This window comes from Streptomyces sp. NPDC048496, assembly GCF_043200055.1.
GTDB lineage: Bacteria > Actinomycetota > Actinomycetes > Streptomycetales > Streptomycetaceae > Streptomyces.
In genome coordinates this window covers 51,629-69,956 of the sequence record NZ_JBICXB010000008.1, presented here as the reverse complement: position 1 = coordinate 69,956, position 18,328 = coordinate 51,629, and the positions used below count along the sequence as shown (strand labels likewise).

The following is an 18,328-nucleotide window of genomic DNA, read 5'->3' as shown; positions in this document are numbered from 1 at the left end:
GCCCCCGCAGACAGTCGGCCGTGACCGGTCCCGTCACTCCGTGGGAAAGGCGATGTCACCGTACGATGCGCGCCATGGCAAAGGCACCCGTTCTCACACCCCAGGCCGAGGACTTTCCCCGCTGGTACCAGGATCTGATCAACAAGGCAGAGCTCGCGGACAACGGCCCGGTGCGCGGCACCATGGTCATCCGACCGTACGGATACGGCCTGTGGGAGCGGATGCAGCAGGAGATGGATACCCGCATCAAGCGCGCGGGCGCCCAGAACGCCTACTTCCCGCTCTTCATCCCCCAGTCTTACCTGACACGCGAGGCCGAGCACGTCGAGGGCTTCGAACCCGAGCTGGCCATCGTCACCCACGGCGGCGGGAAGGACCTCGAAGAGCCCGTGGTGGTGCGGCCGACGTCCGAAACGATCATCAATGAGTACTTCTCGAAATGGGTGCAGAGCTACCGGGATCTGCCCCTGCTGATCAACCAGTGGGCGAACGTCGTCCGCTGGGAGATGCGCCCGCGGGTCTTTCTCCGTACGACCGAATTCCTCTGGCAGGAGGGCCACACGGCCCACGCGACCTACGAGGATGCCCGCGACTACGCCGCGTACATCCACCGGGACGTCTACGCGGACTTCATGACTCAGGTCCTCGGCATCGATGTGGTGCTCGGCCGCAAGCCCCCGAGCGAGCGGTTCGCGGGCGCCATCAACACCCTCACGCTCGAATCGATGATGGGCGACGGCAAGGCCCTGCAGATGGGTACGAGCCATGAGCTCGGCACCAACTTCGCCAAGGCGTTCCACACCGAGTACCTGTCCCGGGAGGGCAGGCAGGAGCTGGTCTGGCAGACCTCCTGGGGCACCTCGACCCGGATGGTCGGCGGCCTGATCATGTCCCACGGTGACGACCGGGGGCTCCGCGTCCCGCCGCGGCTCGCCGCCGTGCAGGCGGTCGTCCTCGCGATCAAGGAGGACGACGCGGTGCTGACCGCGGTCCGCGAGATCGGCGACCGGCTGCGGGAGGCCGGGATCAGGGTCCAGATCGACGATCGCACCGACACCCCGTTCGGCCGCCGCGCGGTCGACTGGGAGCTGAAGGGTGTGCCCGTACGGATCGAGATCGGTCCGCGCGACCTGGAGAACGGCACCGCGATGCTGGCCCGCCGCATCCCCGGCGGGAAGGAGCCGGTCGCGATCGAGGCACTGCCGGCCCTGCTCCCGGCGGTCCTGGAGGAGGACCAGGCGACGCTGTTGCGCGAGTCCCGGGCCCGCCGCGAGTCCCGCACCAGCGAGGTGTCCACCGTCGACGAGGCCGCGGAGGCGGCGGTCGCGGGCGGCTGGGCGCGTATTGCGTGGGATGTCCTCGGCCCGGCGGGGGAGGCCCGGCTCGCGGAGCACGGGGCGTCGGTACGGTGCCTGGTGGCCGAGGACGGGTCGGTGCCGGAGTCGGACGACGCCCCGGGTACTGTCGCCGTGGTGGCCCGCGCCTACTGACGCCCCGGGCGCTCCCGGAGCCGTCGGAACCCCGGCGCGGAGGCATCGTCTACGCACCGGGGCGTACCCGGCACTACGTACCACCTTGGTGTGAGCTGTGAGAGTTCTCCACAGATCTGCGCACCCGCCCTCGTCAGGGCGCATCAACGGCAACTGACTGGTACGTGCAAATTATTTGGGATGCCCCGGAATAGGAACACCGGGGCACTCGCGCTCGTTGTCACGACGTGAGCACGACACCACCTGTACTTGCCGCAGAGCTGGCACAGGCGTGGGCCGACATTCAGCGGTACCACCCCGAGCTGCCCGATCTTGCCGCGCCAGAGTCCCTGATCGGAGAGTCCTCGTCCGCCTGTGGCGGCGAGCTCTCCTTCGAGCGACTGCTGCATGAGGCAGTCCATGGAATCGCCGCCGCACGAGGTGTCCGCGACACCTCCCGCGCCGGCCGCTACCACAACCGCAGATTCCTCGCGATCGCCGAGGAGCTGGGCCTCGACCATGCCGAGGAGCCCCACCCCAGCAGTGGATTCTCGCTGGTCACGCTCAATCCCGAGGCGAAGCGCAGGTACCGCCCGACGATCGAGCGGCTGCAGCGCGCCCTCAAGGCGCACACGGTCGCCACCGCCGCCGACACCAAGCGCTCCTTCCGCGGGCCCGCCGCCCGGCACGGCTCCTCCGGAGGAGGCGTGCGGGTCAAGGCCGTCTGCGACTGCGGACGCAACGTCCGGGTCGTTCCCTCGGTCCTCGCCCAGGCGCCGATCGTCTGCGGTGGCTGCGGGAAGCCGTTCCGTATCCCGGAAGCAGTGGTCGCGGTGGGGTGACCCGACGTGGTGTGGCACAATGGCAAGCTGTACTCGACAGTCGCACAGGACCCCTCTCTCCTCCGGCTGACGCGTCCATCGGGCACCCGAGTACCGCAACCCCACGTGGCATCTTCGTTGTGCCCAACCACGTCATAGACCAGGAGACACCACTTCCGTGGCAGTCAAGATCAAGCTGAAGCGTCTGGGCAAGATCCGTTCGCCTCACTACCGCATCGTCGTCGCCGACTCCCGTACCCGCCGTGACGGCCGGGCCATCGAGGAGATCGGCCTGTACCACCCGGTGCAGAACCCCTCGCGCATCGAGGTCAACTCGGAGCGCGCGCAGTACTGGCTGTCTGTCGGCGCCCAGCCGACCGAGCCGGTTCTCGCGATCCTGAAGCTCACCGGTGACTGGCAGGCCCACAAGGGTCTCCCGGCCCCCGCGCCGCTGCTGCAGCCGGAGCCCAAGGCTGACAAGCGCGCCCTGTTCGAGGCCCTGGCCAAGGACACCGGCGAGGAGTCCAAGGGCGAGGCCATCACGCAGAAGGCAAAGAAGTCCGACAAGAAGGCTGACGAGGCTGCTGCCGCGCCGGCCGAGTCGACCGAGGCCTGAGCATGCTCGAGGAGGCTCTCGAGCACCTCGTGAAGGGCATCGTCGACAACCCTGACGATGTGCAGGTCGCCTCGCGCAACCTGCGCCGTGGTCGTGTGCTGGAGGTCCGGGTTCACCCCGATGATCTCGGCAAGGTGATCGGCCGCAACGGTCGCACCGCACGCGCACTGCGAACCGTCGTGGGCGCCATCGGCGGCCGTGGCATCCGCGTCGACCTCGTCGACGTGGACCAGGTTCGCTGACAGAGTTGAACACCGGCACGGGCCGGGGAGGGCCATGCGCCCGCCCCGGCCCGTCGTCGTATGACAGGAGAGACACAAGGTGCAGCTGGTAGTTGCGCGGATCGGCCGCGCCCACGGCATCAAGGGCGAGGTCACCGTCGAGGTACGCACGGACGAGCCCGAACTCAGGCTCGGACCCGGGGCCGTACTCACCACCGACCCGGCCGCGAACGGACCGCTGACGATCGAGACCGGCCGGGTGCACAGCGGCAGGCTGCTGCTGCGTTTCGAGGGCGTACGGGACCGTACGGCGGCCGAGGCCCTCCGGAACACCCTGCTGATCGCCGACGTCGACCCGGCGGAACTTCCGGAGGACCCCGAGGAGTTCTACGACCACCAGCTCATCGACCTCGATGTGGTCCTCGCCGACGGCACCGGGATCGGCCGGATCACCGAGATCTCGCACCTGCCGTCCCAGGACCTCTTCATCGTGGAGCGCCCGGACGGCAGCGAGGTGATGATCCCGTTCGTCGAGGAGATCGTCACCGAGATCGATCTGGAGGAGCAGCGCGCGGTCATCACCCCGCCGCCCGGCCTGATCGACGACAGCCAGGCCGTGGTCGCCTCCGCGCGGGACGACGAGGCCGCCGAGCAGGAGAACGAAGCCTGATGCGGCTCGACGTCGTCACGATCTTCCCCGAGTACCTGGAACCGCTGAACGTCTCGCTCGTCGGCAAGGCCCGCGCCCGCGGCCGCCTCGATGTGCATGTGCACGATCTGCGGGACTGGACGTACGACCGGCACAACACGGTCGACGACACCCCGTACGGCGGCGGTCCCGGCATGGTCATGAAGACCGGCCCGTGGGGCGACGCCCTGGACGAGACGCTGGCGAACGGCTACGAGGCGGGGGCACACTCCCCGGTGCTCGTGGTGCCCACGCCCAGCGGCCGCCCGTTCACCCAGAAGCTCGCTGTGGAGCTCTCCGAGCGACCGTGGCTGATCTTCACCCCGGCCCGCTACGAGGGCATCGACCGCCGGGTGATGGACGAGTACGCCACCCGGATGCCGGTCGTCGAGGTCTCCATCGGCGACTACGTGCTGGCCGGCGGGGAAGCCGCCGTACTCGTGATCACGGAGGCGGTGGCCCGGCTGCTGCCCGGCGTGCTCGGCAACGTCGAATCGCACCGCGACGACTCCTTCGCCCCCGGCGCCATGGCCGATCTGCTGGAGGGCCCGGTCTTCACCAAGCCCCCCGAGTGGCGCGGCCGGGGCATTCCGGACGTCCTGCTCAGCGGTCATCACGGGAAGATCGCGCGCTGGCGGCGGGACGAGGCGTTCCGCCGCACCGCGCTCAACCGGCCCGATCTGATCGAGCGCTGCGAGGCGAGCGCCTTCGACAAGAAGGACCGTGAGATCCTCTCCATCCTCGGCTGGTCCCCGGAGCCCGGTGGCCGATTTTGGCGCAGGCCCGAAGCCGTGGAAGAATGAGCCGCTGCTGTACGTCCGGTGTGCGCCCCTGCCACAGGGGGAACGACGCCCGCCCGACGCGATCAGCACCCCATCTCCTTACGATCTCCCGTCGATGACCTGTGGCATCGGCGAAGAAAGCAGACAACATGGCTTCCCTGCTCGATGGCGTCAACGCCGCTTCCCTGCGTACGGACGTCCCGGCGTTCCGTCCCGGTGACACCGTCAACGTCCACGTGCGAGTGATCGAGGGCAACCGCTCCCGTATCCAGCAGTTCAAGGGCGTAGTCATCCGCCGCCAGGGCGCTGGCGTCAGCGAGACCTTCACGGTCCGCAAGGTCTCCTTCAGCGTCGGCGTCGAGCGCACCTTCCCGGTGCACAGCCCGATCTTCGAGAAGATCGAGCTCGTCACCCGCGGTGACGTCCGTCGCGCCAAGCTGTACTACCTCCGTGAGCTGCGCGGCAAGGCCGCGAAGATCAAGGAGAAGCGCGACAACTGAGCTGGTGCCCCTCCCGGCAAGCTTTGCCCCGTCGCGGCAAACATTGCCGGTCACGGCACTAGCTCCCAGCTCCACGGCTCGGCCGGATAAACTCTGGCCCCGATGGACACGGAAGCAGAGCACACGGAGCGCGACCGCTCTTCCGCACCCGAAGCAGGGGCGGAGGGGAGGTCGCGCTCTTTGCGTATCCCGGACCGGTTCGCCTCGTTGTCGTGGCGGCGCGCAGCCTTCCTGGGCGCCGTCTGCGCGGTCTTCCTGCTGCTCTTCAGTACCTATGTGCTGCAGCCGTTCCTGATCCCCAGTGGCTCGATGGAGTCCACCCTGCGCGTGGGGGACCGGGTGCTCGTCAACAAACTGGCGTACCGTTTCGGCTCCGTACCGCACCGCGGCGACGTGGTGGTCTTCGACGGCACCGGATCCTTCGTCCAGGTGGCGCCCGCCGAGAACCCCGTCACCGGGCTGCTGCACGGCGCGGCAGCGTCCCTGGGGCTGGCGCAACCTGCCGAGACCGACTTCGTGAAGCGGGTGGTGGGCGTGGGGGGCGACCGAGTGGTCTGCTGCGACGAGCGGGGCAGGATCGAGGTGAACGGCCAGCCGGTGGACGAGGACTATCTTCATTCCGGCGACGACCCGTCCCGGGTGGCCTTCGACATCGTCGTCCCCGACGGCACGCTGTGGATGATGGGCGACCACCGGAGCAACTCCCGCGACTCCCGTGACCATCTCGGAGAGCCCGGCGGCGGCATGGTGCCGGTCGACATGGTCATCGGCCGGGTGGACTGGATCGGCTGGCCGCTGGGCCGGCTGGGCTCGATCCGGGAGACCGGCGCCTTCGACTCCGTACGGGTACCTGGCGGGACGCATGGGTAACCGCGGACGGGCGAGCGGCGCGTCCGACGCCGACGATCCGCTGCCGACCGGCACCAGGCCGACGGTCGCGCGCTCGCTGCCGACCCGGGCGGAGCGGCGCAAGCTGGCCCGCCGGGTCAAACGGCGGCGGCGCAGGTCCGCCGTGAAGGAGATACCCCTCCTCATCACCGTGGCGCTGCTCATCGCACTCGTCCTCAAGACGTTCCTGGTACAGGCCTTCGTGATCCCGTCGGGGTCGATGGAGCAGACGATCCGGATCGGCGACCGGGTGCTGGTGGACAAGCTGACGCCCTGGTTCGGATCCAGGCCCCAGCGCGGCGACGTGGTCGTCTTCAAGGACCCGGGGAGCTGGCTGGGACAGGAGAACGTCGCGAAGAGGGATCCACCCGTCGTCGTCAAACAGGTGAAGGAAGTTCTCACCTTCATCGGGCTGCTGCCGTCCGACGACGAACAGGATCTGATCAAGCGGGTGATCGCAGTCGGCGGTGACACCGTGAAGTGCTGCGACAAGGACGGCAGGGTCACCGTCAACGGCGTACCGCTCGACGAGCCCTATCTGCATCCGGGCAATCCGCCCTCCACGCTCAAATTCGAGGTAAAGGTTCCGGCCGGCCGAATCTTCGTCATGGGCGACCACCGCTCCAATTCCGCCGATTCGCGCTACCACCTGGACGAGCCGGATCACGGCACGGTCTCCGAGGACGAGGTCGTGGGACGGGCTGTGGTCATCGCCTGGCCCTTCGGGCACTGGCGGAGACTGGAAGAGCCCGAGACGTTCGCTTCGGTCCCGGACGCGCGTGCCGGGACGTCGGTGGCGTACGCACCGTCGAATAGTGTGTCGTCCCAGGACCTCAATGGAGTGGTCCGGCTCCCGACCCCTGCGGAACTCCCGCTCGTTATGGGAGTGGTGGGCCTGCACCTACGAGGGGGCAGGCGGTGGCACGGAGTGAGGAGTGGATGTGGGGGATTTGGCGGTCGGCGCACGATCCGGACACGACGAACCCGAGGACCGGCCCGAGAGCGAAGGGTCTGCCGAGGCGACGCCGGGCCGGGCGGAGAGTGACGGCGACTCCCCGGACGGTGGTGGTAGGGCTCCGGCGAAGCCACGCTCCTTCTGGAAGGAGCTGCCCCTGCTCATCGGCATCGCGCTGATTCTGGCGCTGCTGATCAAGACGTTTCTGGTGCAGGCGTTCTCGATCCCCTCGGACTCGATGCAAAACACGCTCCAGCGGGGCGACCGGGTGTTGGTCGACAAGCTGACCCCCTGGTTCGGCTCCGAGCCGCAGCGCGGCGAGGTCGTGGTCTTCCACGACCCGGGCGGCTGGCTGCCGCCCGGCGAGTCGGCGCCGCAACCCAACCTCGCGCAGAAGTTCCTCAGCTTCATCGGACTCATGCCGTCCGCCGAGGAGAAGGACCTGATCAAGCGGGTCATCGCGGTCGGCGGTGACACGGTGGAGTGCAGCAAGAACGGGCCGGTCATTGTCAACGGCAAGGCGCTGGACGAGCAGTCGTTCATCTACCCGGGGAACACCCCGTGCAACGACGAGCCGTTCGGTCCGATCAAGGTGCCCGAGGGCCGTATCTGGGTGATGGGCGACCACCGCCAGAACTCCCTGGACTCCCGCTACCACCAGGCCCTGCCGGGCGGCGGCACGGTCTCCAACGACGAGGTCGTCGGCCGAGCCATCGTCGTGGCGTGGCCGATCAACCGCTGGGCGACCCTGCCGGTCCCGAGCACCTTCGACCAGCCGGGGCTGAACGCCGCGATGGGGCTGGCGCCGGGAGCACTCGGTGTAGCCGGAGCGCTGCCCCTCGTGTTGTGGCGTCGCAAGAGGCTGACCGCCGGGCGTACTGCCGGGTAGGGTGCCGACTCGGATCAGCGATTGTCGATCTCCGAGGTGGGGGACGCTGGGATGAGTGGAACAGGACGTACGGGTGACGGCCACGGTCGGCTCGGCAGCATGCTGTCGGGGCTGGCCGTGGCCGTCGGCTGTGTGCTCTTCCTCGGCGGGTTCGCCTGGGCGGCGGTGGTGTACAAGCCGTACACCGTGCCGACCGAGTCGATGACGCCGACGGTGAACGCGGGTGACCGGGTGCTCGCGAAGCGGGTGGACGGCGCCGAGGTGCGCCGAGGTGACGTGGTGGTCTTCAAGGACCGCGCGTGGGGCGACATGCCCATGGTGAAGCGGGTCGTGGGCATCGGTGGCGACAGGATCGCCTGCTGCGAGAAGAGTGGCCGGCTCACCGTCAACGGCAAGCCCATTGAGGAACCGTATCTGCAGACCAAGGGCCTCGCCTCGGTGGAGAACTTCACGGCGGAGGTGCCCAAGGGGCAGCTCTTCCTCCTCGGGGACGAGCGCAGCGGCTCCCTGGACTCCCGGGTCCACCTCGACGACCCGGGGCAGGGTTCGGTACCGCGCAGTGCCGTGCAGGCCCGGGTGGACGCCATCGCATGGCCGATGAACGGGATGATCGAGCGACCGCAGGCGTTCGCGGACCTTCCCGGCGGGGTGTCGGAGCCCGGCCCGCTGAAGCTGCAGCTCGCGGCCGTGGTGGCGGGTGTGGTGCTCATCGTCGGCGGCGCGGCGTACGGACCGATCGCGGCACGGTCCGCAGGGAGCAGGCGCGGACAGGGCGGGAAGGTGCCTGCGGGTGCCCGCTGAGACCCGGAAGGTCGCCCGGGTGATCCTGCTCGACCCCGACGACCGCATTCTGCTGATGCACGGCTACGAACCGGACAACCCCGACATCACCTGGTGGTTCACGCCCGGAGGCGGCCTGGAGGGCGACGAGACCCGCGAGGAGGCCGCGCTGCGCGAGCTCGCCGAGGAGACCGGGATCACGGATATCGAGCTCGGCCCCGTGCTCTGGCGGCGCATCTGCTCCTTCCCGTTCGACGGGCGGCGCTGGGACCAGGACGAGTGGTACTACCTGGCACGAACCACGCAGACCGACACGGATCTGAGCGGGCTCACAGGGCTGGAACAGCGCAGTGTCTCGGGCCTGAGGTGGTGGACCTGCGCCGAACTGTCGGTGGCGCGTGAGACGGTGTATCCGACCAGGCTCGCCGGGCTGCTGCGCACGCTGCTCGACGAGGGTCCGCCACGTACGCCAGTGGTTCTGGCCCCCGAAATCGTCTGAGCCTTCGGGGGCGCGGGAGCCTGGCGCACAATAGGTGGACGCACGGCTGAAGGGGAACATGCCAATGAGCGCCGAGGACCTCGAAAAGTACGAGACCGAGATGGAGCTGAAGCTCTACCGGGAGTACCGAGACGTCGTCGGTCTGTTCAAATATGTGATCGAGACCGAACGGCGTTTCTACCTCACGAATGACTACGAGATGCAGGTGCACTCGGTTCAGGGTGAGGTCTTCTTTGAGGTGTCCATGGCGGACGCATGGGTCTGGGACATGTACCGGCCCGCCCGGTTCGTCAAGCAGGTACGCGTCCTGACCTTCAAGGACGTCAACATCGAAGAACTCAACAAGAGCGATCTCGAACTCCCTGGCGGCTGAGTCGCTCCGGCGGTGGCCGGTCCGTCCGGGTGACGGAGTTGTCCACAACCGCTGAGTTGTCCACCAAGATCCACCAGCGGGGTCCGGACGCGTCAGAGTCGGTGCCGGAGGTGGTGCCGACATGAACGCACGGGGGGCACTCGGGCGGTACGGCGAGGATCTGGCGGCGCGGCTGCTGACCGACGCCGGCATGGCCGTACTGGAACGGAACTGGCGCTGTCGCGCCGGTGAGATCGACATCGTCGCGATGGACGGGGACGCGCTGGTCGTCTGCGAGGTCAAGACCCGCAGGGCGGGGGCGTTCGAGCATCCGATGGCGGCCGTCGGCCCGGTCAAGGCGGACCGGCTGCGGCGGCTCGCCGAGATCTGGCTCGACCGGAACGGCGGCCCGCCGCCGGGCGGGGTACGGATCGATCTGATCGGCGTGGTGCTGCCCAGACGGGGCGCGCCGGTCGCCGAGCATGCGCGCGGGGTGGCCTGATGGGGTTCGCGCGGGCGTGCTCGGTGGCGCTGGTCGGCGTCGAAGGCGTGGTGGTGGAGGTCCAGGCGGACCTGGAGCCGGGCGTGGCGGCGTTCACCCTGGTCGGTCTGCCGGACAAGAGCCTGGTGGAGAGCCGGGACCGGGTCAGGGCCGCCGTGGTCAACTCCGGGGCCGAGTGGCCGCAGAAGAAACTCACGGTTGGGCTCTCCCCGGCTTCCGTGCCCAAAGGAGGCAGCGGCTTCGATCTCGCTGTCGCGTGTGCCGTACTCGGCGCGGCCGAGCGGATCGATCCCTCGGCCATCTCCGATGTGGTGATGATCGGGGAACTCGGCCTCGACGGCCGGGTGCGGCCGGTCCGCGGTGTGCTGCCTGCCGTGCTCGCCGCGGCGGAGGCGGGGTACCGGAAGGTCGTCGTGCCCGAACAGACCGCGGGCGAGGCGGCGCTGGTGCCCGGGGTCTCGGTCCTCGGGGTGCGGAGCCTGCGGCAGTTGATCGCCGTGCTCAGCGACGAGCCGGTACCCGACGAGCGGGAGAGCGACGAGGAGGGACGCCCGTCCACGATGCTGGCGGGGCTGATGGTGCCGGGCGCGGGCATCGGTACCGGACTGGCACGGGTCTGCGCACAGGGCGAGGGACATCACCCGGACCTGTCGGACGTCGCCGGCCAGGAGACGCCGCGTCTGGCCCTCGCGGTCGCGGCGGCGGGCGGGCATCATCTGCTGCTCTCCGGACCCCCGGGCGCGGGCAAGACCATGCTGGCCGAGCGGCTGTCCGCGATTCTGCCGACGCTGACCCGGCAGGAATCCCTGGAGGTGACCGCGGTGCACTCGGTGGCGGGCATTCTGCCGCCGGGTGAACCGCTGGTCACCCGGGCGCCCTACTGCGCACCGCACCACTCGGCGACGATGCAGTCGCTGGTCGGCGGGGGGAACGGACTGCCGAGGCCCGGGGCGGTCTCGCTGGCCCACAGAGGTGTGCTGTTCCTGGACGAGGCGCCGGAGTTCTCCGTCCGGGCGCTCGACGCGCTGCGCCAGCCGTTGGAGTCGGGGCATGTGGTGGTGGCGCGCAGCGCCGGGGTGGTGCGGCTGCCCGCCAGATTTCTGATGGTGCTGGCGGCCAATCCCTGCCCCTGCGGGCGCCACACCCTCATCGGCGCCGGTTGCGAATGCCCGCCCTCTTCGGTCCGCCGCTACCAGGCGAGACTCTCCGGGCCGCTGCTCGACCGGGTGGATCTGCGGGTGGTCGTCGCACCAGTCACGCGCGAGGACCTGATGGGCAGGGGAGGCCGGGGCGAGTCCACGGCCGTCGTCGCGGCGCGGGTACGGGAAGCCAGGGCCCGGGCGGCAGAACGGCTTGCGGGCACGGGATGGACCACCAACAGCGAGGTACCCGGCCATGAGCTGCGAACCCGGCTGCTCACGGCGCCGGGGGCGCTCATGGAGGCCGAACGGGACATGGAGCGGGGGCTGCTCACCGCGCGGGGACTCGACCGGGTGCTGCGGGTGGCGTGGACCGTCGCCGATCTGCGCGGCGCGGATCGCCCGGAGGCGTCCGATATCGCGGCGGCCCTGGAACTGCGGACCGGGATCGCCCGGGGAGCCTTGGCCCGGGGCGGGGCGTCATGACGCCGGAGTCGGTGGGAGACCGCGAATCAGGGCGCGGGCAGGAGGCGGTGGGCGGCCGGCAACCGGTACGTGCGCCAGGGACGGTGGGGGAGCGGGAGCGGCTGGCACGGGCCGCACTGACCCGCGTGCTGGAGCCGGGGGACGAGCACGGTGGCCGCTGGCTGCGCCAAGTCGGCGCCGTCGAGCTGATGCGGAGGCTGACGTCCCGGGACGGGACCGCGGAAGAGCTGAGCGGCATGACGCCGAAGCGGCTCGCCGGATACCGGTTGCGGGTCGGGTCCGCCGAGCCCGAGCGGGACCTGGCGGCGGTCGCCGCGGTGGGCGGCCGTCTGGTCTGTCCCGGTGACCGGGAGTGGCCCAGCCAGCTCGACGACCTGGGCGACTCCAGGCCGACCGCGCTCTGGGTGCGGGGCCGGCCCGATCTGCGGCTCTGGGCGCTGCGTTCCGTCGCCGTGGTCGGCGCCCGCGCCTGCACTCCGTACGGGGCGCACATGGCGGCGAGCCTCGCTTCCGGGCTGGCGGAGCTGGGGTGGGTGGTCGTGTCGGGCGCCGCGTTCGGGGTGGACGGGGCGGCTCACCGCGGCGCACTCGCGGCCGGCGGGGCGACCATGGCGGTCCTGGCCTGCGGTGTCGACATCGCCTATCCCCGAGGCCACGCCGAGCTGATCGGACGCGTGGCGGAACAGGGTCTGGTCATCGGCGAGTTGCCGCCGTCCGATCATCCGACACGCAGCAGATTTGTCCTTCGGAACAGGGTGATTGCCGCGTTGACGCGGGGGACGGTCGTGGTGGAGGCGCAGTACCGCAGCGGTTCGCTGGTCACGGCGCGCAGGGCTCAGCAGCTCGGCCGCTTCACCATAGGGGTTCCGGGACCCGCCACCAGCGGGCTGTCGGCCGGTGTCCATGAACTGCTCCGGGGCGAAGGTGTCCTGGTCACAGACGCCTCGGAGGTGGCCGAACTGGTGGGGGACATCGGTGATCTCGCTCCCGCCCGACGCGGCCCTCTGCTTCCCAGGGACCTGCTGGACGCCGTCTGCGCCCGGGTCCTCGACGCACTGCCCTCCCGCGGTTCCGTCAACGCGAGGGACGTCGCCCGCACTGCGGGGACCGGCGCCGACGAAGCGCTCGGAAAGTTGTACGAACTCCACTCACTGGGGTTCGTCGAACGTGATGGCGAAGGATGGCAGTTGACGCGGCGGCCGGCATGCGACGGGGACGCGCGGCGAGGCGGTCCTTGACCTGGAGCATTCGGGTGAAAAGGTGATGCCGATGACCTCGGCGGATCCTTCAGCGACCCCTCCGGGACCGCTGCACAGGCGACGGGCCCGGAGCGTAGTCGTGTCCGTTCCCCCAGAAGTACCCGGCGTCGATGCTCTATCCTGCGCGCACCGCGACGCTTCAGTCACGCTACGCTCACAAGGAATCCGACTCAGACACAAGTCCCCCGGCACTTCACAGCAGAACGGCTCAAGGCACCACATGCCCCAGCACACCTCCGGGTCTGACCGCGCAGCAGTGCCACCCGCTGCGCGTGGCACTGTGCGCCCCCCTGCCCCCTCCTCGCTCGACGAGTTGTGGCGTTCGTACAAGTCCACGGGCGACGGCCGGCTGCGGGAGCAGCTGATCCTTCACTACTCGCCGCTGGTGAAGTACGTCGCGGGCCGGGTGAGCGTGGGACTGCCGTCCAATGTCGAGCAGGCGGACTTCGTCTCCTCGGGAGTCTTCGGACTGATCGACGCGATCGAGAAGTTCGACATCGAACGGGCCATCAAGTTCGAGACGTACGCGATCACGCGCATCCGCGGCGCGATGATCGACGAGCTCCGGGCGCTCGACTGGATCCCGCGCTCCGTACGGCAGAAGGCGCGGGCCGTGGAGCGCGCCTACGCGACACTGGAGGCGCAGCTGCGGCGTACCCCGTCCGAGGCGGAGGTCGCGGCGGAGATGGGCATCGCCCTGGAAGAACTGCATGCGGTTTTCAGCCAGTTGTCGCTGGCGAACGTGGTCGCGCTGGAGGAGCTGCTGCATGTCGGCGGCGAGGGCGGCGACCGGCTGAGCCTGATGGACACCCTTGAGGACACCGCCGCCGACAATCCGGTGGAGGTCGCCGAGGACCGTGAGCTCCGCCGGCTGCTCGCCCGGGCGATCAACACGCTCCCGGACCGCGAGAAGACTGTCGTCACCCTCTACTACTACGAGGGGCTCACCCTTGCCGAGATCGGCAACGTGCTCGGGGTGACCGAGAGCCGGGTCAGCCAGATCCACACCAAATCGGTGCTGCAGCTCCGTGCGAAACTGGCCGACGCGGGACGTTGAGCAGGCGTCCGGCCGGGCGATGTTGGCTGCCCGCGCCCCTCTCGAACACCTGCCGCCGTAGAGTGGATCCGTGCCCAGGATTCGAGCGGCCTCCGTGGCCGAGCACCGGACCATGCAGCGCGGCGCCCTCCTGGACGCTGCCCGCTCCCTGCTGTCCGAGGGCGGTACGGAGGCGTTGACCTTCCCCGCTCTCGCCGAGCGCACGGGCCTTGCACGGTCCTCCGTCTACGAGTACTTCCGTTCCCGCGCGGCCGTCGTCGAGGAGTTGTGTGCCGTCGACTTCCCCGTCTGGGCGGCCGAGGTCGAGAACGCGATGGAGCGGGCGCAGACGCCCGAGGGAAAGATCGAGGCGTATGTACGCCGCCAGCTCGATCTGGTCGGGGACCGGCGGCACCGCGCTGTCGTCGCCATCTCGGCGAGCGAGCTGGACGCGGGCGCACGGGAGAAGATCCGGGCAGCGCACGGCGGGCTGATCGCCATGATCGTCGAGGCACTCGGTGACCTCGGCCATGAACAGCCGAGGCTGGCGGCGATGCTGCTGCAGGGCTCGGTGGACGCCGCCGTGCGCCGTATCGAACTGGGTGTGGCGGAGGCGCCCGGGGTGATCGCTGACACCGCCGTCGCCATGATCCTGCGGGGCGTACGGGGCTGACGCCCGTACCAGGCCCCCGTCGCGACGAGGAGCACGGCAGGGTCTGCGTACCCGACGGCGCCCGGCGCCCGCGGCTCCGGTACGCCGAACACCGGCAGCAGCCGCGCAGGGCCCCGCCGCAGCAGCGCCGGAGGCAGCAGCGACAGCGGATCCAGATACGCGTCACCACGCCGCAGCCCCCAGTGGAGACACCCGGACTCGCAGTGGAACGGTCCGCCCTCCACGACCGCGACCGTCTGGCCGGCGCGGACCTCGTCACCTTCCGAGACCAGCGCCCGCACCGGCTCGTACGTCGTGCGCAGCGGCGGATCACCGGTCCCCGCCACCTCGATCGCCAGCACCCCCCGTCCGGCGACGCGCCCCGCGAACGAGACCCGGCCGTCGGCGGCGGCTCGCACCCGGGCACCCGGCGCGGCGGTGAGGTCGACGCCACGGTGCCCCCGCCCGTAGGTGCCGGCCGGCGGCTCCCACCCCCGTACGACCGCGGGCCGCCCCGCGAGCGGCCACGCGCGCCCGCCGTCCGGCATGGGGTCGTCCGCGGCGGCGCCGCCCGCACCGCACAGCATCGTGAGCACGGCCATGAACGCCGCCACGAGCGCCGCCCGGGCGCGGCGAGCCGTCGGTTCTGGTGTGTATCGCATGGCCCGAACCGTTCCGCACCCGGCGGATCCGTGGGGATCATGGACTGGATCTGTGGACTACTCGCCGGTTGTGGACAGCGCCGTCACCCGGCACTCGACGGGTCCCGTACACTTCTTGTGGCGATCCGGGTCACCGGGTCGACTTCGCACGCCCCGCCACCTCCCTCTCTGCGGACGGTGGCCGCGCTCCTCGGTCCCTTGTGGCACGGCGCGTCGGGGCGTCAGGCGCGACCGCAATCCTGCGGTTGCGACAACCGAGCACCTCAAGGAGTACGGCCATGGCCGTCGTCACGATGCGGGAGCTGCTGGAGAGCGGCGTCCACTTCGGTCACCAGACCCGTCGCTGGAACCCGAAGATGAAGCGCTTCATCTTCACCGAGCGCAACGGCATCTACATCATCGACCTGCTCCAGTCGCTGTCGTACATCGACCGCGCCTACGAGTTCGTCAAGGAGACCGTCGCACACGGCGGTTCCATCATGTTCGTGGGTACGAAGAAGCAGGCCCAGGAGGCCATCGCCGAGCAGGCGACGCGCGTCGGCATGCCGTACGTCAACCAGCGTTGGCTCGGTGGCATGCTCACCAACTTCTCCACCGTCTACAAGCGCCTTCAGCGTCTGAAGGAGCTTGAGCAGATCGACTTCGAGGACGTGGCCGCCTCCGGCCTCACCAAGAAGGAGCTCCTGGTCCTCTCCCGCGAGAAGGCCAAGCTGGAGAAGACCCTCGGTGGTATCCGCGAGATGCAGAAGGTGCCCAGCGCCGTCTGGATCGTCGACACCAAGAAGGAGCACATCGCCGTCGGTGAGGCGCGCAAGCTCCACATCCCGGTCGTCGCGATCCTCGACACCAACTGCGACCCCGACGAGGTCGACTACAAGATCCCGGGCAACGACGACGCGATCCGCTCCGTCACCCTGCTCACCCGCGTGATCGCCGACGCCGTCGCCGAGGGCCTCATCGCCCGCTCCGGCGCCGCGACCGGCGACCAGAAGCCGGGCGACAAGGCTGCCGGTGAGCCGCTCGCCGAGTGGGAGCGCGACCTGCTCGAGGGCGACAAGAAGGCAGACGCCGAGGTGCAGACGTCCGCCGAGACCGAGAAGGTCGCGGACGCCGCCGAGGCGCCGGCCGAGGCCGCTGCCGAGGCTCCGGCCGCGGACGCCGAGCAGGCCTGACAACTCCGTCACGGCTGAATGACGGCGGGGGCCGGTGCCACAGGCACCGCCCTCGCCGTTCACCCGTAGATCTTTCAGACTTCGAGAGAGAACACAGACTCATGGCGAACTACACCGCCGCTGACGTCAAGAAGCTCCGCGAGCTCACCGGCGCCGGCATGATGGACTGCAAGAAGGCGCTCGACGAGGCCGACGGCAACGTCGACAAGGCCGTCGAGGAGCTCCGTATCAAGGGTCAGAAGGGCGTCGCCAAGCGCGAGGGCCGTTCTGCCGAGAACGGTGCCGTCGTCTCCCTCATCTCCGAGGACAAGACCTCCGGCGTCCTGCTCGAGCTGAAGTGCGAGACGGACTTCGTCGCCAAGGGCGAGAAGTTCCTGGCCGTCGCCGACGCTCTCGCCGCTCACGTCGCCGCGACCTCGCCGGCCGACCTGGCCACGCTGCTCGCCTCCGAGATCGAGGCCGGCAAGACTGTTCAGGCCTTCGTCGACGAGGCCAACGCCAACCTCGGCGAGAAGATCGTCCTGGACCGCTTCGCGCAGTTCACCGGCGGTTACGTGGCTGCGTACATGCACCGCACCATGCCCGACCTTCCGCCGCAGGTCGGCGTCCTGGTCGAGCTGGACAAGGAGAGCGCCGAGGTCGCCAAGGACGTCGCGCAGCACATCGCCGCCTTCGCCCCGAAGTACCTCAACCGCGACGAGGTCCCGGCCGAGACGGTCGAGAACGAGCGTCGTGTCGCCGAGGCCACCTCTCGCGAGGAGGGCAAGCCCGAGGCCGCCCTTCCGAAGATCGTCGAGGGTCGCGTCAACGGCTTCTTCAAGGACGTCGTCGTCCTGGAGCAGGCCTTCGCCAAGGACAACAAGAAGTCCGTCCAGAAGGTCCTGGACGAGGCCGGTGTCACCCTGAAGCGCTTCTCGCGCATCAAGGTCGGCATCTGAGTCCGTCCGCGAAAAACGGTGGACCCCGATAGGGTCCAGTGCAGTCGTCGGCCGCACACCCGCCGTACGACCGCAGATCTGACGAGGAGGCCATTGCCGCTGAGGGACACCAGACCCACCGGCAATGGCCTTCTTCGTATGTGCACGAGGAGAATCTCCATGAACAAGGGCGCGGACGCCGCCAAAGGTGACCACAAGCGCGAGGACGGCAAGGTGGCCGGACGCTTCATGCTGAAGCTGTCCGGGGAGGCATTCGCCGGCGGCGGGGGCCTCGGCGTCGACCCCGATGTCGTACACGCCATCGCCCGGGAAATCGCGGCTGTCGTCCGGGGCGGCGCGGAAATCGCGGTTGTCATCGGCGGCGGCAACTTCTTCCGCGGCGCCGAGCTCCAGCAGCGCGGCATGGACCGGGCCCGGTCCGACTACATGGGCATGCTCGGCACCGTCATGAACTGCCTGGCGCTCCAGGACTTCCTGGAGAAGGAGGGCATCGACTCCCGCGTCCAGACCGCCATCACCATGGGGCAGGTCGCGGAGCCGTACATCCCGCTGCGCGCCGTGCGCCACCTGGAGAAGGGACGCGTCGTCATCTTCGGCGCCGGTATGGGCATGCCGTACTTCTCCACCGACACCACCGCCGCCCAGCGCGCCCTGGAGATCGACGCCGAGGGTCTGCTCATGGGTAAGAACGGGGTGGACGGGGTCTACGACTCCGACCCGAAGACCAACCCCGACGCGGTGAAGTTCGACGCGCTGGAATACAGCGAGGTGCTCGCCCGCGATCTCAAGATTGCCGACGCCACCGCCATCACCCTCTGCCGTGACAACCAGCTGCCGATCCTCGTCTTCGAACTGACCGCAGCCGGCAATATCGCCCGCGCCGTCAAGGGTGAGAAGATCGGCACGCTCGTGAGCGACCAGGGCACCCGGGCCTGACAACCGGGGGGCCGCCCGGGGGAATCCCCCGACGGCCCCGGGGCCGGCCGGGGACACCCGGGGGACGGTCCCGAAGGATGGACAAC

Annotated in this window: 21 protein-coding genes and 1 pseudogene; 21 read left to right on the top strand and 1 reads right to left on the bottom strand. The window is 69.5% G+C overall.

The window, feature by feature from the left end; genetic code table 11:
• Window positions 1-74: 74 nt before the first annotated feature.
• The 18 genes from proS to ACGFSA_RS11325 all read left to right on the top strand — a co-directional run bounded on the left by proS (window position 75) and on the right by ACGFSA_RS11325 (window position 14,555).
• Window positions 75-1,490: a proline--tRNA ligase gene (gene proS, locus ACGFSA_RS11410; RefSeq protein WP_393302944.1), complete on the top strand. Its 1,416-nt coding sequence runs from the start codon at window positions 75-77 to the stop codon at window positions 1,488-1,490.
• Between the two features lie 227 nt (window positions 1,491-1,717).
• Complete coding sequence (locus tag ACGFSA_RS11405; RefSeq protein ID WP_393302942.1) at window positions 1,718-2,311, top strand: hypothetical protein; 594 nt, start codon at window positions 1,718-1,720, stop codon at window positions 2,309-2,311.
• A gap of 157 nt (window positions 2,312-2,468) precedes the next feature.
• Entirely contained in the window at window positions 2,469-2,906 is a 438-nt protein-coding gene (rpsP, locus tag ACGFSA_RS11400) for a 30S ribosomal protein S16 (RefSeq protein WP_393302940.1), read from the top strand.
• Between the two features lie 2 nt (window positions 2,907-2,908).
• Window positions 2,909-3,148: an RNA-binding protein gene (locus ACGFSA_RS11395; protein ID WP_005311361.1), complete on the top strand. Its 240-nt coding sequence runs from the start codon at window positions 2,909-2,911 to the stop codon at window positions 3,146-3,148.
• A gap of 79 nt (window positions 3,149-3,227) precedes the next feature.
• The gene (rimM, locus tag ACGFSA_RS11390) at window positions 3,228-3,797 is read left to right on the top strand and encodes a ribosome maturation factor RimM (protein WP_393302938.1); all 570 of its coding nucleotides are present in this window, start codon (window positions 3,228-3,230) and stop codon (window positions 3,795-3,797) included.
• Window positions 3,797-4,618 (top strand): tRNA (guanosine(37)-N1)-methyltransferase TrmD, encoded by an 822-nt coding sequence (gene trmD / locus ACGFSA_RS11385; protein ID WP_393302936.1) that lies wholly within the window; start codon window positions 3,797-3,799, stop codon window positions 4,616-4,618. Before rimM ends, trmD begins: the two co-directional genes overlap by 1 nt.
• Window positions 4,619-4,746: 128 nt before the next feature.
• A complete protein-coding gene (gene rplS / locus ACGFSA_RS11380; RefSeq protein WP_093545046.1) occupies window positions 4,747-5,097 on the top strand; it encodes a 50S ribosomal protein L19 in 351 nt (116 codons plus the stop codon).
• Window positions 5,098-5,199: 102 nt separating this feature from the next.
• Window positions 5,200-5,967, top strand: a complete 768-nt coding sequence (lepB, locus tag ACGFSA_RS11375; protein WP_393302934.1) for a signal peptidase I — start codon at window positions 5,200-5,202, stop codon at window positions 5,965-5,967.
• The gene (gene lepB, locus ACGFSA_RS11370; RefSeq protein WP_393302932.1) at window positions 5,960-7,030 is read left to right on the top strand and encodes a signal peptidase I; all 1,071 of its coding nucleotides are present in this window, start codon (window positions 5,960-5,962) and stop codon (window positions 7,028-7,030) included. The genes lepB (ACGFSA_RS11375) and lepB (ACGFSA_RS11370) overlap by 8 nt, the downstream gene beginning before the upstream one ends.
• Window positions 6,936-7,829, top strand: a complete 894-nt coding sequence (gene lepB, locus ACGFSA_RS11365; RefSeq protein ID WP_393303180.1) for a signal peptidase I — start codon at window positions 6,936-6,938, stop codon at window positions 7,827-7,829. The genes lepB (ACGFSA_RS11370) and lepB (ACGFSA_RS11365) overlap by 95 nt, the downstream gene beginning before the upstream one ends.
• A 51-nt stretch (window positions 7,830-7,880) precedes the next feature.
• Entirely contained in the window at window positions 7,881-8,630 is a 750-nt protein-coding gene (gene lepB, locus ACGFSA_RS11360; protein ID WP_393302931.1) for a signal peptidase I, read from the top strand.
• Window positions 8,620-9,108, top strand: coding sequence for an NUDIX hydrolase (locus ACGFSA_RS11355; RefSeq protein ID WP_393302929.1), 489 nt, complete (start codon window positions 8,620-8,622; stop codon window positions 9,106-9,108). Before lepB (ACGFSA_RS11360) ends, ACGFSA_RS11355 begins: the two co-directional genes overlap by 11 nt.
• Before the next feature lie 64 nt (window positions 9,109-9,172).
• Window positions 9,173-9,481, top strand: a complete 309-nt coding sequence (locus ACGFSA_RS11350; RefSeq protein ID WP_003965949.1) for a DUF2469 domain-containing protein — start codon at window positions 9,173-9,175, stop codon at window positions 9,479-9,481.
• A 121-nt stretch (window positions 9,482-9,602) separates the two neighbouring features.
• Entirely contained in the window at window positions 9,603-9,962 is a 360-nt protein-coding gene (locus ACGFSA_RS11345; protein WP_358860116.1) for a YraN family protein, read from the top strand.
• The gene (locus tag ACGFSA_RS11340) at window positions 9,962-11,587 is read left to right on the top strand and encodes a YifB family Mg chelatase-like AAA ATPase (protein WP_393302926.1); all 1,626 of its coding nucleotides are present in this window, start codon (window positions 9,962-9,964) and stop codon (window positions 11,585-11,587) included. The genes ACGFSA_RS11345 and ACGFSA_RS11340 overlap by 1 nt, the downstream gene beginning before the upstream one ends.
• Window positions 11,584-12,825 (top strand): DNA-processing protein DprA, encoded by a 1,242-nt coding sequence (gene dprA, locus ACGFSA_RS11335; RefSeq protein WP_393302924.1) that lies wholly within the window; start codon window positions 11,584-11,586, stop codon window positions 12,823-12,825. Before ACGFSA_RS11340 ends, dprA begins: the two co-directional genes overlap by 4 nt.
• Window positions 12,826-13,066: 241 nt before the next feature.
• On the top strand, window positions 13,067-13,903 hold the full coding sequence (gene whiG, locus ACGFSA_RS11330; RefSeq protein WP_266981018.1) for an RNA polymerase sigma factor WhiG: 837 nt from the start codon (window positions 13,067-13,069) through the stop codon (window positions 13,901-13,903).
• A gap of 94 nt (window positions 13,904-13,997) precedes the next feature.
• Window positions 13,998-14,555, top strand: a complete 558-nt coding sequence (locus ACGFSA_RS11325; protein ID WP_037689819.1) for a TetR/AcrR family transcriptional regulator — start codon at window positions 13,998-14,000, stop codon at window positions 14,553-14,555.
• 206 nt (window positions 14,556-14,761) lie between these two features.
• Here the strand turns inward: ACGFSA_RS11325 and ACGFSA_RS11320 are convergent.
• Window positions 14,762-15,082: pseudogene (locus ACGFSA_RS11320) on the bottom strand (murein hydrolase activator EnvC family protein); the annotation flags it as partial.
• Window positions 15,083-15,474: 392 nt separating this feature from the next.
• Here ACGFSA_RS11320 and rpsB point away from each other — a divergent pair.
• From rpsB to pyrH, 3 genes are all read left to right on the top strand, one after another.
• Entirely contained in the window at window positions 15,475-16,368 is an 894-nt protein-coding gene (gene rpsB / locus ACGFSA_RS11315; RefSeq protein WP_393302922.1) for a 30S ribosomal protein S2, read from the top strand.
• Between the two features lie 101 nt (window positions 16,369-16,469).
• Window positions 16,470-17,306 (top strand): translation elongation factor Ts, encoded by an 837-nt coding sequence (gene tsf / locus ACGFSA_RS11310; RefSeq protein WP_393302919.1) that lies wholly within the window; start codon window positions 16,470-16,472, stop codon window positions 17,304-17,306.
• Between the two features lie 159 nt (window positions 17,307-17,465).
• On the top strand, window positions 17,466-18,242 hold the full coding sequence (pyrH, locus tag ACGFSA_RS11305; RefSeq protein WP_266981013.1) for a UMP kinase: 777 nt from the start codon (window positions 17,466-17,468) through the stop codon (window positions 18,240-18,242).
• Window positions 18,243-18,328 lie beyond the last annotated feature (86 nt).

Coding starts and splice junctions, on each gene's coding strand:
- proS (WP_393302944.1), top strand. CDS start 75: ATGGCAAAGGCACCCGTTCTCACACCCCAGGCCGAGGACTTTCCCCGC.
- ACGFSA_RS11395 (WP_005311361.1), top strand. CDS start 2,909: ATGCTCGAGGAGGCTCTCGAGCACCTCGTGAAGGGCATCGTCGACAAC.
- trmD (WP_393302936.1), top strand. CDS start 3,797: ATGCGGCTCGACGTCGTCACGATCTTCCCCGAGTACCTGGAACCGCTG.
- rplS (WP_093545046.1), top strand. CDS start 4,747: ATGGCTTCCCTGCTCGATGGCGTCAACGCCGCTTCCCTGCGTACGGAC.
- lepB (WP_393302934.1), top strand. CDS start 5,200: ATGGACACGGAAGCAGAGCACACGGAGCGCGACCGCTCTTCCGCACCC.
- lepB (WP_393302932.1), top strand. CDS start 5,960: ATGGGTAACCGCGGACGGGCGAGCGGCGCGTCCGACGCCGACGATCCG.
- lepB (WP_393302931.1), top strand. CDS start 7,881: ATGAGTGGAACAGGACGTACGGGTGACGGCCACGGTCGGCTCGGCAGC.
- ACGFSA_RS11350 (WP_003965949.1), top strand. CDS start 9,173: ATGAGCGCCGAGGACCTCGAAAAGTACGAGACCGAGATGGAGCTGAAG.
- ACGFSA_RS11345 (WP_358860116.1), top strand. CDS start 9,603: ATGAACGCACGGGGGGCACTCGGGCGGTACGGCGAGGATCTGGCGGCG.
- ACGFSA_RS11340 (WP_393302926.1), top strand. CDS start 9,962: ATGGGGTTCGCGCGGGCGTGCTCGGTGGCGCTGGTCGGCGTCGAAGGC.
- dprA (WP_393302924.1), top strand. CDS start 11,584: ATGACGCCGGAGTCGGTGGGAGACCGCGAATCAGGGCGCGGGCAGGAG.
- whiG (WP_266981018.1), top strand. CDS start 13,067: ATGCCCCAGCACACCTCCGGGTCTGACCGCGCAGCAGTGCCACCCGCT.
- rpsB (WP_393302922.1), top strand. CDS start 15,475: ATGGCCGTCGTCACGATGCGGGAGCTGCTGGAGAGCGGCGTCCACTTC.
- tsf (WP_393302919.1), top strand. CDS start 16,470: ATGGCGAACTACACCGCCGCTGACGTCAAGAAGCTCCGCGAGCTCACC.
- pyrH (WP_266981013.1), top strand. CDS start 17,466: ATGAACAAGGGCGCGGACGCCGCCAAAGGTGACCACAAGCGCGAGGAC.